This is a genomic window from Halococcus saccharolyticus DSM 5350, from assembly GCF_000336915.1.
Lineage (GTDB): Archaea > Halobacteriota > Halobacteria > Halobacteriales > Halococcaceae > Halococcus > Halococcus saccharolyticus.
The window spans coordinates 13,199-30,674 of sequence record NZ_AOMD01000005.1; the positions used below are offsets into that span (position 1 = coordinate 13,199).

The window sequence follows — 17,476 nt, forward strand, 5'->3', positions numbered from 1 at the left end:
CAGCGCGAGCGCAGCGAGCGCGAGGACACCCGACGAAGTAAAAAAAGTGGGCGAAAGGGCTTAGTCCCGGCCCCCGAAACCACCGATCGTTCATGAAGGTGGAAATGCTGACCACCGATTTCCTCGACCGCGCCGTCGAGTGCTACGACGACGCTGTGGGGGTCGTCGCCCACGACGGAACCGAGTACACCTACGCCGAGTTCGAAAAGCGGGTGAATCGAGTCTCGAACGCACTCCTGGAGATGGGGGTCGAACAGGGTGACCGGGTGGCGCTGCTCTCGCCGAACACCCACTACTTCCTCGAAACGCTCTACGGCGTGAACCAGATCGGGGGCGTGTTCGTGCCGATGAACTACCTCCTCACGCCCGACGACTTCGAGTACATCCTCAACGACTGTGAGGCGGGGGTCGTGATCGCGGACTACGACTACGCCGAGAACGTCGAGGCCGTCCGCGACTCGGTGCCGGCAGAGGCGTTCGTTGGCTACGAAGCCGACGATATCGACGGCGACTGGACCGATTACGAGGCGTGGCTCGCCGACGCCTCGACCGACGCGCCGGAGCGACCCGAGATCGCGGAGGACGACGACGCGAGCATCAACTACACCTCGGGCACGACCGGCGATCCGAAGGGCGTCGTCAGAACCCATCGGACCGAACACTGGCATGCCCTGGTCTTGAACCAGCACATGGAGGTCGCGGACGACGACACCTACCTCTGGACGCTGCCGATGTTCCACTGCAACGGGTGGGGACACACCTACGCCATCACGGGGATGGGCGGGACGCACGTCTGCCAGCGGACGTTCGAACCCGAGGGAACGCTCCGGCGGGTCCGCGAGCACGACGTGTCGTATCTCTCGGGCGCGCCCACGGTGCTCAATCGGCTCATCGTCCACTACGACGAGAACCCGGACGCCGTGACGATGGGTGATCGTGACGTTCGGATCTCCACCGCCGGCAGCGCGCCAGCGACCGCGACCCTTCAGACTGTGGAGGACGAGATCGGGTGGCGGATCATCCACCTCTACGGACTGACCGAGACCGCGCCGATGATCACCACGTCGAACTCGCCGCGCCGCCTCGCCGAGCGCGGCCGCGATCTCAAGGTCAACCAGGGCGCGGAGATGATCGCCACCGATGTTCGGGTAGTCGACGATGACGGCGAGGACGTGACCGCCGACGGCGAAACCCTCGGTGAGATCGTGGTGGCGGGCAACCAGGTGATGGATCGTTACCTCAACAAGCCCGAAATCACCGAGGAGGCGTTCAACGCAAAGCTGCCAGGCTACTTCCACACCGGCGACCTCGCCACGATCGACGAGGACGGGATGGTGTCGATCCAGGATCGGGAAAAAGACATCATCATCTCCGGCGGCGAGAACGTGTCGAGTATCGCGGTTGAGGACGTGCTCTACGATCACCCCGACATCGCCAAGGCCGCCGTGATCCCGACCCCGAGCGACGAGTGGGGCGAGGCGGTGACGGCGCTCGTCGTCCAGAAGGCGGATGCGGATCTCACGACCGAGGCCGTCAGAGAGTTCGCCGGCGAGCACCTCGCACGGTACAAGGTCCCGAAAAAGGTCGATTTCGTCGACGATCTCCCCGAGACCGCGACCGGGAAGGTCCAGAAGTACCAGCTCCGACAGGACTACTGGGAGGACGAGGAACGACTCGTCGGCCAGGGCTGAGCGCCTGTTCAGGCGGCAGTTGCGGACGGGCTCGTGGCCTCGGTATCGCTCTCGATTTCGAGAAGTTCGTGGTACCGATTCCGGATCGTCACGTTGCTCACCCCGGCGACCTCACTGACCTCGTCCTGGGTGAGCTGTCGGTTGGTGAGGATCCCGGCGGCGTAGAGCGCAGCGCCAGCGAGCCCGACGGGACTCTTGCCACTGTGGGCGGCCTGTTCTTGGGCCGTCCGCAGTAGATCACGGGCGCGTCGCTCGGTCTCGTCGCTCACGTCGAGATCGGAGGCGAATCGCGAGACGTACTGCTGGGGATCCGGTGGGCCGATTTCGAGGCCGAGCTCCTGATTGATGTAGCGGTACGCGCGCTTGAACTCCATCTCGTCGACGCGCGAGACCGCGGCGACGTCCTCGACGCTCCGGGGCAGCCCCATCTGGCGGATGCCGGCGTAGAGCGCGGCGGTCGAGACGCCCTCGATCGAGCGGCCGGGCAGGAGGTCCTCGGCGAGCGCGCGACGGTAGATCACGCTCGCGGTCTCGCGAACGTCCTTCGGAACACCGAGCGCGCTTCCCATGCGCTCGATCTCGCCGAGCGCCTGCTTGAGGTTGCGCTCCTTCGAGTCCCGGGTCCGAAAGCGCTCGTCCCACGTACGCAGACGCTGCATCCGCTGGCGCTTGCGCGCACTCAGCGCGTTGCCGTTGGCGTCCCTGTTCTGCCAACCGATCTGGCTCGACAGCCCTTTGTCGTGCATCAGCTTCGTGGTGGGCGCGCCGGTGCGTTTCTTCCTGTCGCGCTCCTGGCTACTGAACGCCCGCCACTCGGGGCCGTGATCGATCTCGTTCTCGTCGACGACGAGACCGCAGTCGCTGCAGACGGTTTCGCCGTGTTCGTCGTCGTCGACCAGTCGACCGTCACACTCGGGACAAACCCGTTCGGTCTCGTTCGTGGTGCGTTCACGTGATCGCTCGTCGGTCTGTTCGTTCGGTTCGTGCGTGCGGGTTCGGGTTGTGTTGCCTTCCAAGATAGCTACGGGTGAGCGGGTGCTCTGATGGTTGGTTACAGCGGCTATGCAGGGGATTGCTACATCAGCATGTACGGTCCGAAGCCGCTTAAACCCTCGGCCAAATCAACCGGGAGTATCGGCGTCTAGTACCTCTGAAATGGCCGAAATCGGCCACTAGTAAGACGGAACTGAAATCGTCAATCCTCGTACGCGAGCTGCATGATCCACTGGGAGAAGGCGTCGCTCTCGGGTTCGACGTCCTCCTCGCCGACCAGCGGCGAGAGGTTGTTCCCAGCCATCAGCAGGGAGAAATCGAGGTCGCGCGCGGCGGGGGCGATGTAGTAGGTGTTGTGGCCCTCGTAGACGGTGTCCTCGCGCTGGACGAGACCACGTTCTTCCAGCGATTCGGCGATCCGACTGCCTTTGCGCGAACTCACGTCAAGCTCCTTCCAGAACTCGCTCTGGTGGATGCCTCCGGTCGTGCGGACGAGTTCGAGACCGGCGCGCTCCGCCTCCGAAAGGTCCCCTTCGGCTGCCGTGCTCATGGCTGCTCAACGAACGGGGGTGGGTTAAACTTGGCTTTCGACTGGTTCGAACTCCGTTCGACACGGCGGTCCGTCGGCGTACTGATACTCTCCACTGCCGTCAGCACCGATCGTGAGCAGCGACGACGACCGGGTGCCGAAGTCGAACTCCTCGTGGTGGACACAGACACCGTAGTCGTGATCGCCAAGCACGTCGGCGGCCCGGTCGCGCCACTCTCGGGCGTGCTCGCCCGGTTCCGGCTGAAGCGCCTCGCGGACCTTTCGCCCGTTCTCGGCCTGCTGTTCGCCATGCTCGGGCCACGACGCCGGAATCGTAACTCGGCCGATCGCGCCGACGTTCATCACGACGTGGACGCCCGGATCGAGGGTTTCCACCCGTAGCCCGCCATCCCATTCGAGCAGCACGGCGGCGTTCGCGTCCGCGACGAGGAGGTTGAACCCCTCGTACTCGTCGGCCTCGACCGCACGTTCGGTGAGTCGAGCGGCGTCCTCGGCCGACTCGCAGTCGAGAGCGTCACGAACCAGTAGCCCGCGCGAGCGCTCGCCCGCGAGATCGGCGTCGGTCCAGCGGTTCGTGATCGCGACGAACACTCCATGTGCGTTGTACCCGATCCACGTCCCGCCAGCGTCGGCGTCGCGCGGTGCGACGACGCCAGGGTTTTCACCGATCATCGCGGGCGGCTCCGATGGCCGATCGAGCGCCTCGTCGCGGTTGGCCGCCACGACCACGGGGTGGTCGGCGAAGGCCTGCCACGCGACGACGAGTGTGCACATACTCTTTCGTTGGTGATGCGGAGTCTAAACCTCGCCGGTGAAGCCGAAGACCGATTCGACCCGATCGTCGACGGCGCGCTCGTCGGATTCGGGTTCACCACGATCGAGGACTCGCTGTACCTCACCCCACAGTCTCGCGGTTGTGACGTTTCAGGAGGGGACTTCCACGACGCACCGGAACCCGACGTGACTGGTCGAGGTATCGACTGGTTCCGGATACCGGGCGGCAGGTCGATACCGGAAACAGTAGTTCGGCGCACAGAGGTGCGAACCGCCTTTCAGCACTTTCCGAGGGATTCCGGACGGGTCTCTCGGGTCGACACTTTGCTCTTCAGTGACGGTACGAGAACCAGTCGGCGTACAACACGATGGTTCGGCATCGTTCGTGGATGGGTCGGCACTGTACCAGTCCTGAGTCCAGTCCCAGACGTTCCCTGCCATGTCGTACAGTCCGAATCCGTTGGCCGGAAACGAGCCGACGGGCGAGGTGCGCTCGTAGCCGTCGAGTGTTTTGTTCTCCTGTGGGAACTCGCCCTGCCAGGTGTTCGCCATCAGTTGCCCCTCGGGAACGTGTTCGTCGCCCCAGACGAATCGCGTCCCCTCCAGCCCTCCACGAGCGGCACGCTCCCACTGGGCCTCCGTCGGGAGGGTCTTGCCAGCCCACTCGGCGAACGCCGCCGCGTCCTCGTAGGCGACGTGGACCACTGGATGATCCATCCTACCCTCGATGTCGCTATCTGGCCCAAGCGGGTGTCGCCACTCCGCACCCGGAACGTACTCCCACCACTGGCTCGGGTCGCGGCGGTTCACCGGTCCGTCGGGTTGTCGGAACACCGCCGACCCCGCGACGAGGGCGTCCGGGTCTGCGTCGGGATAGTCCGTGGGATCGGGATCGCGCTCGGCGACCGTCGTGTAGCCCGTATCGGCGACGAACGCGGCGAACTCCCGGTTCGTGGTCGGCGTGCGGTTCATCCAGAACCCGTCGATCGAGACCTCCCGGATCGGTCGTTCCTCCGGGTAGAACTCCTCTGAGCCCATTCGAAAGGTTCCGCCGGGTATCCACTCCATCTCCGGTTCCGGCGGTTCTCCCGGTGGCGCTTCGTCCGTTGCCGTTTTCGTCCGCGTGTTCGGGTCGCGTGTCATCCGTTGTGTTTGTCGATTGATTTGGTTTCGAATCGTTCGTTGTTTTCCTCAGTCCAGGTGGTCGCTACACCGCTGGGTCAATCGTCAGACACCACCTCCTCGGTCATCCGTGTCGAGTTCGATCGATCCGTGCGCTTCCCGAGTTCGCCGCCGACGACCAACAGCACCGCCAGCATCATCAGTGCGCCGACCAGGAGCGTGACGATCACGTCGGGATCCGTGAAGTTCCCCGCGCCCACGACGAGCGCGGCGGAGATGTTCCGTTGTGCCGTTCCCAGCCCGACGACGGACCTGGTCTCGACGGTCGGCCCACCCAGCACGTATCCAGCCGCCAGCGAGAGGACGACGAGCACCAACAGGGCGACGATGAGTCCGGTCCCGATGACACCGACGATGTTCTCGAAGTTCAACACCAGCATGAGCACCATCAGGAGGACCAGCGACGTGCTGGCGGTCTGTGCCATCGTCGGCTGCAACGTCGACGCCACGCCCGCGTACCGACTTCTGATCACCAGGCCAGCGGCCAGCGGCAGGAGCATCAACACGACGAGCGAACTCGCGATGTCGAGCGGGTTCACCTCGACGCCGGGGAGCAACAGCGGCAACACCAGCGGGACGTACGCGACCGTCACCACCATCAGTAGGACCATGAGTCCCACACCGAACGCGACGTCACCCTTGGCGGCCTGGACCAGTGTCGGCAGGAACGGCGCTCCGGCGGCGGTCGCGAGCAGCACGAGGCCGATCGACTGTGGCTCCGAGAGGGGCACGACGAGGAGGATCCCGAAGGCGACCAGCGGCACCACGACGAAGTTGGCAAGCAGTGCCTTCGCGACGCGTCGCGTGTTCCTGAGCGGGGTGACGATCTGATCGAGGGTCAGGCTCAGTCCCATCGCGAGCATGCTGGCCACGACGAAGACCAGCACCGCGAGCCGAGCCAGCGACTCCAGAACTACCGGCATCTCGAACCGTCTTCGTCTCCGGTCATGGTGGTGTGACGACGGGCCACGGCGCGGTGGCGAGGTGGCTCACTCCCGGGCCATGATGCGATCCATCTCGGCCTCGTGGTGGACGACCGCGTCGCCGCTCACGTCGACGGTCACCCGATCGAGGTCGCCCGTGAACGCGAACGGGGCTCGGTCACGGTAGACATCAGAGACGGCGTTGGTCGCGTCGCGACCACAGCTCAACCCCGCGGTCAGGCCCGTCGTTATCGGAATCGTCACGGGAATCTCGCCCTCGCCGACCTGTTCGTCGCCGTAGTAGAGCCGAACCGTTCCCGGCCGGCCCTCGCCGTTTTCGAGGTCAAGGTCGCCGGTCGTCTCGAACTCCATCCGGACCGAAACCTCGCCTTCGGGAAGCGGTTCGTCCGCGATCACCTCGTACTCCTCCTTGCCGACGTAGTTGTGGACGTAGCGGAGTTGACCGTCCATGACGTACAGCGAGTAGCCGCCCGACCGGGAGCCGTTGGCGATGAGGACCCCCTCATCCTCGCCGTCGGCTGTCGTCAGGTCGGCGGTAATGCTGTGATCCCGGTTGAGTACCTTGACCGCGGCGTTCTCCGGAATGGGCTGGCCCCCGGGGTAGTAGACGTACGTGTCACGGGGCCTGCCGGGCTCGGGGCGTTCCTCGGCGAAGCGCTGCGTGCCACGACCGTCGAGCGGCAACACGTCGTGTTTGCCGGCTTCGGTCCACCACAACTGGATGAGTTCGAGGAGCTTCTCGGGGTGTTCGTCGCTCACGTCGTGTGCCTCCGAGAAGTCCTCGGCGACGTGGTAGAGCTCCCAGCCGGAGTCTTCGAGACTCGTCGCCGAGAGGTCTTCAGTGGTGATCGGTTTGTTGAACTCCCACGGGTGGACCGCGCGCCACCCGTCGTGATAGATCGCCCGGGTGGCGAACATCTCGAAGTACTGGGTGGTGTGCCGTTCCGGGGCGTCCGGTTCTTCGAAGGAGTAGGCGAAGCTCGTTCCCTCGATGGGTGATTGGGGGACGCCCTTTATTTCGTCGGGGGCGTCGATATCCAGACACTCCAGCACCGTGGGGACGACGTCGATGGCGTGGATGAACTGCTCGCGAATCTCGCCACTAGCCTCGATACCCTCGGGCCACGAGAGCACGAACGGATCGCTCGCGCCGCCACGGTAGGTCTCGCGTTTCCAGCGGCGGAACGGCGTGTTGCCGGCCCACGTCCAGCCCCACGGGTAGTGATTGAAGTACTCCGGGCCGCCGAGGTCGTCCATCGCTTCGAGGTTTTCCTCTAGATCTTCCTCAACGTTGTTGAAGAAGTGATTCTCGTCGACGGAACCGTTCGGGCCACCTTCCGCGCTCGCACCGTTGTCCGAGAGCACCATCACGAGGGTGTTCTCCCGCTCGCCGAGCTCTTCGAGGTAGTCGAGGACTTTGCCGATCTGGTGGTCGGTGTGTTCGAGGAACCCGGCGAATATCTCCATCATCCTGGCGTAGAGGCGTTGTTCGTCATCGGAGAGCGAATCCCACGCTCGGACGTCCTCGTTCTGTGGCGACAGCTCCGTGTTCTCCGGGACGACGCCGAGTTCTTTCTGGCGCTCCAGAATCTGCTCGCGCGCCTCGTCCCATCCCATGTCGAACTCGCCTTCGTACTTCTCGATCCACTCCTCGGGCACCTGGTGCGGTGCGTGACACGCACCGGGACAGAAGTACGTGAAGAAGGGCTTGTCGGGATCGACCTGTTTGGCGTCACCGATGAAGTCGATGGCGCGCTGGGCGATGTCCTCGGTGAGGTGATAGCCCTCCTCCGGCGTCGTCGGTGGATCGACCTGGTGGTTGTCGTGAACGAGCGAAGGTGTGTACTGGTCGGTGTCGCCACCGAGGAATCCGTAGTATCGTTCGAAGCCACGGCCGAGCGGCCACTGATCGTACGGTCCCGCAGCGCTGTTCGTCTCCGAGGGAGTCAGGTGCCACTTGCCGAGCGCGTAGGTGCTGTAGCCCTCCTCCACGAGCGTCTCGGGGAGGAACCCGTTCTCGTGGGGGATGTGGGCGTTGTATCCCGGAAATCCCGTCGATACCTCGGCGATGCTGGCCATCCCGTTGGAGTGGTGGTTCCGCCCGGTCATCAGACAACTCCGGGTCGGCGAACAGATCGCCGTCGTGTGGAAGTTGTTGTACTGAAGGCCGTTCTCGGCGAGACGGTCGATGTTGGGCGTGTCGGCGATCCCGCCATAACAGCCCCAGTGGCCGAACCCGACGTCGTCGAGGGTGATCAACAGAACGTTCGGTGCGTCCTCCGACGCTCGCGCCTGGTCGGGCCACCACGGTTCGGATTCGTCGTACGTGCGTCCAATGCGGCCGTGAAATTCCTGATTTGCCATCGTGTTCCCCCATCACTCCGTCGATCGGGCCTCGGATCGAGTCGTGTGCTCGTTTACGCTGCGGAGCGCTCAGCCGTCCACGATTCGGTGGCCTCGATTTCGGAGCCGTGTTACCAACACTCCCTAGCCGATGATAACTTTTGCTGAAAATATATTTTTTCAGCTACGAATTTCTGAGCCGGGGAGTTCGCAGAGCCCACTGTCGTCAAATCGGTCGACGAGTGCCTTGTGGAACCGTTGGCGGATGCCTATTCGTTGATTCCGAGTCTATCGACGAGTCCGCCCATCGTCTGCCCGTTGACGAGCAGCGTGAACGCGGCCACACCGAAGACGAGCGCGTAGAGCTGTTCGGTGAGTGGCTCGGGGAGCACCTCTCCGACGTCAAGCACCAGTGCGATCGAGACCGATGCGTGAATCCCGCTCCACGTCAGGACGTGCTGATAGGAGCGGGGAATTCTCGTGGCGAGAAATCGGTTGAGAACGCCGACCAGCGGGTAGATAACGATGGCTCGGGAGAAAAAGACGAGGACGATGGCGGCGACGATCTCCGGGCCGTACTCGACGAGGAGCGGCCAGGGTGTGACGATACCGATCGCCACGAACAGCGCCGTGTTCGCGAGGAACCCCGCGACCGACCACGTCGTCCCGACGGTCGCGTGCGTCTCCGGGGCCATCGCGGTCCGGTTTGCGCGGGACGCGAAAACCATGCCGGCAGCGAGCGTCCCGATGACGCCACTGGTCCCCAGCGTGTCGAGGAGGACGTAAACGCCGTAGGCGAGCAACAGCGAGACGACCACTGCGGTCATCTCGTCGTCGCTCGCCGCGACGAGTTCGGCAGCGACGTACCCTGCAACGGCACCGACGAGGATACCTCCCACGACGGCGACGACGATACCCACACCGACGGTGACGAGGAACTCTCGACTCGTGAACAGGTCACTCGGGGGTACCGATGGGGACTCCGTTTCGAGGAAAGCGGTCAGCACGACGGAGTAGACGACGATGGAGACACCGTCGTTCAGGAGACTCTCGCCTTCGACGACGATGCCGAGTTGTTCGGGGACACCGAGTTCCTCGAACACAGCGAGAACCGAGACGGGGTCCGTCGGCATCACGATCGCACCGAAGAGGATGGCGACGGCCACCGAGAAGCCGAAAACGATCGGTCCGACGACGGCGACGACGGCGATCGAGAGGAGAAGACCCACGATCGCGAGCGCGAGAATGGCGACGAGGTTCTCCCGAAACGCCGCGACGTCGATGGTGACCGCGTCCTCGAAGATGAGTGCCGGAAGCAAGACGAGCAGGATGAACTCCGGAGTGAGTTCGAACTGGATCGGCGATCCGACGGCCGAAACGGCGATCCCCGCGATGAGAAGACCGTTCGTGTACTGTATTCGCGCGGACCGCTCGGTCAGCAATCCAACGACAGCGGCGATGGCGAGCAGGTAGAGCAGTGTAACCAACTGCTCTTCGAGTGCTACCATAGGCAGTCAATTCTCGGGCGTTGAGTTAACTGCACCCCTCGAACGAACACACTCCCTGTCGAATCGTTCTCCGACGGTGCGAGACGTGGTTACTGCGCGACCCCGAGCCAGCGTCGTACTATAGGGATTAGCAATCAAATCCATACCTTGGTTTGCATACCTTCCGGTGGCTGTCAGGAATGGCGTGCAAGATAGAGAGCGCGTATCGGTCACGGGGCTCGATTGAATTCAATACTATGACGAGTGGAATATTCACCGGCCAATCTTTGGGACTCGGTTGGACTTGGTCCGTCGGTCGGATCATGACCTCATTAATGTCCATGTGCTCCGGCTGGGACACGACGAACATAATCGTCCGGGCGATATCGTCAGGTTGGAGAGCCCGCATCGAACCGACGTATTCCTCTACCCCTCCTTTGATATCCTCATCAGGAATGTGTTCGAGGAGTTCTGTACTGACCGCACCCGGTTCAATCGTCGCCACACGAATTCCCTCCGAGGCGACGTCCAGACGGAGCGAATCGCCGAACATCTTCACGCCGGCTTTCGCCGCGTTGTAGTGAGAACTGTTCGCTTGCAGGAACCGTCCGACGACTGAAGAAAGGTTGACGACGTGCCCGCTCTCTTGGTCCAGCATCGTGGGAATCACAGCGTGTGTGAGAGAGATGAGACCAGTGAGATTGACATCGATGGTCGTCCGGAGTGTTTCCTTGTCAGCATCCGCAATATGCGTCAAAGGCATGAGTCCCGCATTATTCACGAGAATGTCGATGCGACCGTATTCGTCGGTCGTCGTCTCGACTAAATTGTCGATGTCGTCGTCATCGGTGATGTCGGTCGGAACGACGAGTGTCTCACCGTCTTCGTTCTCGATCTGGGCTGCGAGATCGTCGAGTTCGTCCTTCCGTCGGGCAGCAAGTACGACACTCGCGCCGCGCGATGCCAGAGACTTGGCTGTTGCTTCACCAATCCCCGACGATGCCCCAGTAACGATTGCAACCTGTCCCTCTAGTTCGGAACCAAACTCCGCTGTCATCAACTGAAAAGAGGGTAGGGAATGGGTTAGATTCGATGCTATCTCTAAAGCACGTTTATGTACTGAGGATTATCGGGCTCAGCAGTCTCATCCAGTTCGTCGTCTGGCCATGCAGTCATTGATTACTTCTCGGAGTAGGGGAGTATACTCGAGTGCAGGTCCAGCTGGAATAGTTTTGGATTAGCTCTCTGACCCCGGGTGGTACTCCTCGTCGGTGACGTGTTCGAGCCAGGTGACGGTTTCTCCGTCCTGTTCCTCCTGAATGGCGATATGAGTCATCGCGTTGTCCGACGTCGCGCCGTGCCAGTGTTTCTCGTCCGGCGGGAACCAGACCACGTCGCCCGCACGGATCTGTTCGATTTCTCCGCCCTCGCGTTGCACGAGACCGCAACCACTCGTCACGATTAGCCGCTGGCCGAGTGGGTGGGTGTGCCACGCAGTGCGAGCCCCCGGGTCGAATGAGACGGTCGCCGTCGCTGCACGGGCTTCATCTTGCGGGTCAAACAGGGAGTCGATCCGAGCGTTTCCGGTGAAGTATTCGTCGGGTCCTTTAGTGGCGGATTGCGAGCAACCGTTGGTGATATGCATGGTTTGTCCTCTCTCACCAGTTGGGTATCATCTGACTTGGTTCCGAGGCTATCTAGAAAGGGTGTTTAAAGGCTGCTGTATCTCGAGTGAGGAGGTGAGGAGCTGGCGCTCGCCACGTCGGAGGAGATTCGACAGGGACGGTTGGGAGATGTCTAACACCTCGGCAAGTTCTGCTGCCGACACTTGGCGTGGGCTCTCGTAGTAGCCACGCGAGACTGCGAGTTCCAAGGCCTCTCGCTGACGGTCAGTGAGTCCATCTCCTGTTGGGTCGTTGGAGGAGGAGGGCTCGGGCGTAATGGAGACGAGGTCGAGCGAGATTCCGTGGTTCTCAAATGTAGTATGGAAGTCGTGGAACGTCTCGTAGTCTGGGAATTCCTTCGTTTCGTGCCAGCCCTCGGACGTGATCAGCGTCGATTTCATCTTCACGCTCTCGAAGCGTTCAGGATCGAAGGCCGGGGCGATCGAGTCATCGAGTTCTACCGTGAGCTTGTAGACAATTGTATCGTCCCGCTCGCCGAACGGCGTCACCGATACGACCTCATCAAGTGCTGCGAGTTGCGCGTCGGAGACGTCATCCTCAGCGTTGATTTCAACGATAAACACCTGCGCGTTTGGCTCGATACAGAGGGAGTGAGAGCACACGATTTCGTCTGGTGGGAGCGTCTCCGGGATGCTGACGAGCGGGAGAACGGATGACCGAAGTCGGAATTCCGTCGTGATGGTCATTGCGGGGAGTCAGGCCGTCCACACGCTTAAGCAGTCGGACGCCGCGGGTAGGTGCCACCACAACTGCGTCGGATCTGTCTCGTAACGGTGTCCTATACACTCCTAGCGGCACATTCGTCGAATTCTGTGGTCTCGAAGAACGCTTGCTGAATACACGCTCTATATCTTGCACACCGATTTTCAGCAAATCAATAATCTGTGATTTGAGAGACTCTAAAACCAGTACTAATCCCTGTAGCTCAGGCACTGCGAGACGTCGTGCCAGACGATGTGGTGTCGCGTGTGGCTTTGCGGCTCCCCATGGCCAACACGATCATTGTCGCCCCCGTGCTGAGCAGTTTGATCCCGAAGACGAGGCCGACCACCCACAGCGCACTGATCGGCCACCCGGCCCAGACCAGCGCGCCGGCGACGATGCCGATGACGCCGCTGGCGAGCAGCCAGCCCCACCCGGACGCCGGACGGAGCCGCACTCCCATCACGATCTCGATGAGACCCTCGATGACGAAAAACACTGCCAGCAGGAGCGTGAGCGTCAGCAACCCGAGGATCGGGTTCGCTATCAACGCGATGCCGCTGACGACGTAGGCCACCGCGAGCAAGGCCTGCCAGATGAAACGTCTCGTTCCCTCGGCAGAGAAGACGTGAACAGCGTGGCTGATGCCACCAATGACGAGCAATACACCGAGTATCGGCGAGAGGGCGATGCCGGTCACGAACGGCGAGAAGATCGCGATGATCCCCAACACCGACACAAGCACTCCGACGCCCGCTAGTACTTGCCAGCTGCCAGTGAATGGTGGGCTTTTTCTGTTGGTTTCTGTACTCATATTCGCATCCTGCTATGCCATACGATACCTACAACCATAAATCGTTCGAGATGTTCCATAATTGATTGAAGGTGGATTTTTCGTGACGCCGTGAGGCGATTCGGCTGATTGACACTGAGCGAACCACCACGTTATCGAGTACGGGCCGAACACACGAGCCCACTGGACATCGCCCAGTACACCGTCGATCGGCCGACGAGTTGGACCCGGAACCAATCACCGTGGATATCGTGTTCGGACGAGAGCAGCGATCCTAACCGTAGCAGGACTGTTTCGACGTATCACCGGTTGCGGTGAGACGGGAGTGGCTTTCGGGCGAGTCGGTTACCGAGTCTTCACTGCGGTTCCCGATAGATTGACCCACAACATTCCTTCGGACATCTCCTCGTAATCGAAGGCAGCACCGACGACGGCGTCCGCACCGAGATCCTCCGCTTCGGCTTCGATGTCCCTAAGTGCCTCCTTGCGACCTTTGGCGACTTTCTTCTCGTAGGATCTGCTTCGCCCACCAACGACGTCGCGAACGCCGGCGAAAACATCGCTCACGACGTTCGCGCCGATGATCGCCTCGCCCGAAACGACGCCGAGATACTCGGTGATCTCCGTTCCGTCGAGTCCGTCCGTAGTCGTAATGACAACTTCTGCCATGCGAGTACCTATATCAATATCAGATAATAAGATTTCCGGGCATACGGTCCGGATTCGTCTTCAGGACAGCGAATGCTCGTTGCGAGTGATACTGTCATCACGGCTGATGCCGTTGCCGTGCCATCATTCGACGAGTCAACGACGGCGTTTGACGGTTCTATCCAATGATCGCTAACGGAGAGTCTCGCGAACCACATCGCGCTCCACGGTGCCGGAGGCCGTCCGCGGAAGCGAATCGACGAACGCGATCGTCCGCGGGATCTCGAAGCCGGCGAGACGCTCCCGGCAGTGAGTTCGTAGCGTCTCGGCATCGAGATCGTCGTCGGCGACGACGAGTGCGCCGACCCGCTCGCCCCACTCGGGGTCGTCGAGGCCCACGACCGCCGCGTCGTCCACGGCTGAATGGGCGCGGAGCGCGTCGGCGACCACCTCGGGATCGACGTTCTCCCCGCCGGTGACGATCTGTTCATCGAGTCGGCCCGTGACCCACAGTCGCCCCTCGGTGTCGCGATAACCGACATCGCCGGTGTGAAAGCCGTGTTCGGAAACCGCTGCCGCGGTGGCGTCGGGGTCGTCGTAGTAGCTCGCGAACACTGTCGGCCCTGAGACGGCAATCTCACCTGTTTCGCCCGGAGCGACGCGTTCTCCTGCGGCGTCGATCACGGCGACGTCGGTCCCGACGAGCGGCTGACCGACGGTGCCCGAGTGGGCGAACGCTTCGTCCGGGCGAGCGGTGGCGACCTGGGAGGTCGTCTCGGTCATCCCGTAGGTCGGATGAACTGGAACGTTTCGGCGCTCACACCGCTCGATGAGACCTGTCGAAGCCGGCGCACCGCCGAGCAGGACGAACCGGAGCGAGTCGGGGAGATCGCCAGCGTCGAGCAGTCGCCGGAGCATGGTCGGGACGAGCGAGACGCCGGTGCAGTCGTGCTCGGCGAGCGCGTGGTGAGTTGCTGCGGTGTCGAAGCCCGTTCCGTCATTGCCGACGAGAACGGTCGTCGTTCCGTAGAGCGCGGAACGGACGATCGGCGCGAGTCCGCCCATGTGGTAGACCGACAGCGGGCTCAGCCACCGGTCGTCGGGCAGGACGCCGAGCCGGAACGCCGAGGCGACCGCGCTCGCGACCAGGTTCCCGACCGTCAGCACGACGAGCTTCGGCCGGCCGGTCGTGCCCGACGTAGCGAGCATGAGACATGGATCGTCGCGAGACCACGTGGTCGGTTCGAACTCGGCCGTTTCGACATCGATGAGCGTCGTGACCTCGGTGCGTTCCGTGTCATTGACCGACGCGATTGGAACTTCACTCGCCTCAACAGCGTTCGCCTCGGTGTCGGCCTCGCAAATCAGACCAGCGAGGTCGGCACGTTCGATCCGCCCACCAAGCTCGCTCGGGGTCAGTCGGGTGTTCAACGGAGCGAGCACGCAACCGAGGCGCAGCGCGGCGTGGAGCAGCCGGACGGCGGCGGGACGAGTGTCGAGAAGACAGCCGAGATGGTCGCCTGGATCGATTCCCAGTTCCGCGAGGCGGCCTGCAGTCCGATCGACCGCCGCATCGAGTTTCGCGTAGCTCCACTCCCGGCCGGAACCGGCGTCGATCAGTGCGGTCGCGTCGGGCGTCGCGCGGGCGCGGTGGGCGAGAACGTCGTTCATCGGACCTCCCGGTTCGGTGGCTCCGGGGCGGAACCGGGGTCCTGTGGAACGCACACCTCGCCGTCCATGACCGGTGCAGGATCCGAAACGAGATCCTCAGCGAGCCGGTCGGCGGTCGCGAGGCCGCACGCCGGCGGATCGGAAAGACTCGCGGCGACGTGGACCGCCCCCGTCCGCGCGAGCGCGCCGTCGATCGTCGTGGTGACCACCGCGTCGAGGCCGGCCTCACGGGCGCGCAGCGCGGCCTCCCTCGCACGATCCGGTCCACCGAGCACCATCGGTTTCACGACGAGTACGTCCGCCACGTCCGCAGTCAGCACAGTCTCGACGGCGTGTTCGGCGAACGACTCGTCGAGTGCGATACCGACCGCCCCCCCGCGGAGCGTGGCGTGGCCGGCGAGGTCGTCCGGGGCGAGCGGCTGTTCGACGAACGCCACGTCGAGATCGGCGAACGTGTCGAGCGCCATCCCCGCTTCTTCGCGACTCCACGCGCCGTTCGCATCGGCGCGCAGCTCGGTCTCGTCGCCGACCGCGTTTCGGACCGCGTCAAGCCGAGCGACATCCTCGGCGACCTCGCGTGCACCGACCTTGACCTTGAGCGTCGAGAACCCCTGCTCGACCGCCCGAGCCGCCTCGTCGGCGGTTTCTTCAACCGTTCCATCGCCAACGGTCGCATTGACGGGAACTCGTTCCGTATGTTCGCCACCGAGATGGCGGTACAGCGGAACGCCAGCGGCCCGTGATCGTGCGTCGCAGAGCGCGAGTGCGAGTCCGTGACGGGCCGCCGGAGCACCGTCGTCGAGCGTTGCGAGCGCAGCGTCCCAGCCGTCGGTTGCAACGGCTCGTCGAGCACGACCGAGCGCGTCGCGGCATTCGTCGATCGATTCGGTCCAGCCGGGCAACGGCGTCGCCTCGCCGACACCGCGGATGCCATCCACATCGACGAATACGAGAAACCCCTCGCGGGCGTCGATAGTGCCGCGGGCGGTCGCGAGCGGTGTAGCGAGTGCGAGCGAGAACCGCTCGATCCTCATGCGAGCACTCCCGGGAGGGCGAGACCGATCGCGAACAGGGCGGAGTGAGCAGCGAGTAGTTTTCCTACGTGTTCGAGCGCGGGGTTGAGTGCTGTCCCGTCGGTTCTGGTCAGCACTGTCCGAGCGATCCGTGCGGCGTATGGCAACGTGAGAAGTGGGGCGAGCACCGCAAGATTGCCATCGACGAGCCAGAAGACGATCGGGACGGTGTACGCCATCCCCAACATGAGGAGGAACTCGACCCGGCTCCACCGGTAGCCGATCAAGACCGCGAGCGAGCGCTTGCCAGCGGCCCGGTCGGTTTCGAGATCACGGACGTTGTTGACGACGAGGATGTTCGTCGAGAGCGCCGCGGCCGGGAGGCTCGCCACCACGGCCGCGAGCGGCAGCGTTCCGGGTGGTGGTGTGAGCGGAAAGGGCGAAGCGGCGGCGGCCGCTTGGACGTAGTAGGTGCCGGTAACCGCAACGAGACCGAAGAAGACGAACACGAACAGATCGCCGAGTCCGTAGGAGCCGAGCGGGTAGGGGCCGCCGGCGTAGAGGACGCCTGCGGCGACGCTCGCGAGGCCGATCACGACGATCGGGAGGCCGCCAACATAGACGAGATAGGTGCCGACGAGGATCGAGAGCGCGAAGGTCGCGATCATCGCCCACCTGACCTCCGCGGGGGCGATCAGTCCGGACTGAGTGACCCTGGTAAACCCCTCGCGGTCGTCGGAGTCGACCCCGGATTTGGCGTCGTAGTAGTCATTGGCGAAGTTCGTCCCGATCTGGATCAAGAGTGCGCCGATCAGCGCCGCGAACGCGGGCAGCGGGGCGAACGCACCCGTCCCGAGCGCGAGTCCGGTGCCGACGATCACCGGCGCGGCGGCCGCCGGCAGCGTCTGTGGACGAGCGGCCATCACCCACGCTTGCCGCCGTGAAACCTCCTGCGTACTCATTGTCGGAAAATCGGTCTCGCGCCGCATAGTGACTACGG

15 protein-coding genes and 1 pseudogene are annotated in these 17,476 nt (G+C 63.2%); 1 reads left to right on the plus strand and 15 read right to left on the minus strand.

What is annotated here, in order from left to right:
• The first annotated feature begins 92 nt into the window (after positions 1-92).
• Positions 93-1,691, plus strand: a complete 1,599-nt coding sequence (locus C449_RS01435; protein ID WP_006076094.1) for a class I adenylate-forming enzyme family protein — start codon at positions 93-95, stop codon at positions 1,689-1,691.
• An 8-nt stretch (positions 1,692-1,699) separates the two neighbouring features.
• On the opposite strand, the gene C449_RS01440 is transcribed toward C449_RS01435, so the two are convergent.
• From C449_RS01440 to C449_RS01510, 15 genes and pseudogenes are all read right to left on the minus strand, one after another.
• Positions 1,700-2,707: a transcription initiation factor IIB gene (locus C449_RS01440; RefSeq protein ID WP_006076095.1), complete on the minus strand. Its 1,008-nt coding sequence runs from the start codon at positions 2,705-2,707 to the stop codon at positions 1,700-1,702.
• Positions 2,708-2,886: 179 nt separating this feature from the next.
• A complete protein-coding gene (locus tag C449_RS01445) occupies positions 2,887-3,234 on the minus strand; it encodes a helix-turn-helix transcriptional regulator (RefSeq protein WP_006076096.1) in 348 nt (115 codons plus the stop codon).
• Between the two features lie 24 nt (positions 3,235-3,258).
• A complete protein-coding gene (locus C449_RS01450) occupies positions 3,259-4,008 on the minus strand; it encodes an NRDE family protein (protein ID WP_006076097.1) in 750 nt (249 codons plus the stop codon).
• A 150-nt stretch (positions 4,009-4,158) separates the two neighbouring features.
• Positions 4,159-5,151, minus strand: coding sequence for a formylglycine-generating enzyme family protein (locus C449_RS01455; protein WP_006076098.1), 993 nt, complete (start codon positions 5,149-5,151; stop codon positions 4,159-4,161).
• Between the two features lie 77 nt (positions 5,152-5,228).
• Entirely contained in the window at positions 5,229-6,113 is an 885-nt protein-coding gene (locus C449_RS01460) for a bile acid:sodium symporter family protein (RefSeq protein WP_006076099.1), read from the minus strand.
• A gap of 66 nt (positions 6,114-6,179) precedes the next feature.
• Entirely contained in the window at positions 6,180-8,498 is a 2,319-nt protein-coding gene (locus C449_RS01465) for an arylsulfatase (protein WP_006076100.1), read from the minus strand.
• Between the two features lie 248 nt (positions 8,499-8,746).
• Positions 8,747-9,985: a cation:proton antiporter gene (locus C449_RS01470; protein ID WP_006076101.1), complete on the minus strand. Its 1,239-nt coding sequence runs from the start codon at positions 9,983-9,985 to the stop codon at positions 8,747-8,749.
• A 274-nt stretch (positions 9,986-10,259) separates the two neighbouring features.
• Positions 10,260-11,021 (minus strand): annotated as a pseudogene (locus C449_RS01475) (SDR family oxidoreductase); the annotation flags it as partial.
• Between the two features lie 180 nt (positions 11,022-11,201).
• Positions 11,202-11,609, minus strand: coding sequence for a (R)-mandelonitrile lyase (locus C449_RS01480; protein WP_049913806.1), 408 nt, complete (start codon positions 11,607-11,609; stop codon positions 11,202-11,204).
• A gap of 48 nt (positions 11,610-11,657) precedes the next feature.
• Complete coding sequence (locus tag C449_RS01485) at positions 11,658-12,335, minus strand: helix-turn-helix domain-containing protein (RefSeq protein WP_006076104.1); 678 nt, start codon at positions 12,333-12,335, stop codon at positions 11,658-11,660.
• A 239-nt stretch (positions 12,336-12,574) separates the two neighbouring features.
• Complete coding sequence (locus C449_RS01490; RefSeq protein ID WP_049913807.1) at positions 12,575-13,165, minus strand: HdeD family acid-resistance protein; 591 nt, start codon at positions 13,163-13,165, stop codon at positions 12,575-12,577.
• Positions 13,166-13,489: 324 nt separating this feature from the next.
• The gene (locus C449_RS01495; RefSeq protein ID WP_006076106.1) at positions 13,490-13,813 is read right to left on the minus strand and encodes a YbjQ family protein; all 324 of its coding nucleotides are present in this window, start codon (positions 13,811-13,813) and stop codon (positions 13,490-13,492) included.
• A gap of 171 nt (positions 13,814-13,984) precedes the next feature.
• Entirely contained in the window at positions 13,985-15,463 is a 1,479-nt protein-coding gene (gene menE, locus C449_RS01500; RefSeq protein ID WP_006076107.1) for an o-succinylbenzoate--CoA ligase, read from the minus strand.
• Positions 15,460-16,497, minus strand: coding sequence for an o-succinylbenzoate synthase (gene menC / locus C449_RS01505; protein WP_006076108.1), 1,038 nt, complete (start codon positions 16,495-16,497; stop codon positions 15,460-15,462). Before menC ends, menE begins: the two co-directional genes overlap by 4 nt.
• Positions 16,494-17,438, minus strand: coding sequence for a 1,4-dihydroxy-2-naphthoate polyprenyltransferase (locus C449_RS01510; RefSeq protein WP_049913817.1), 945 nt, complete (start codon positions 17,436-17,438; stop codon positions 16,494-16,496). Before C449_RS01510 ends, menC begins: the two co-directional genes overlap by 4 nt.
• Positions 17,439-17,476: the final 38 nt, after the last annotated feature.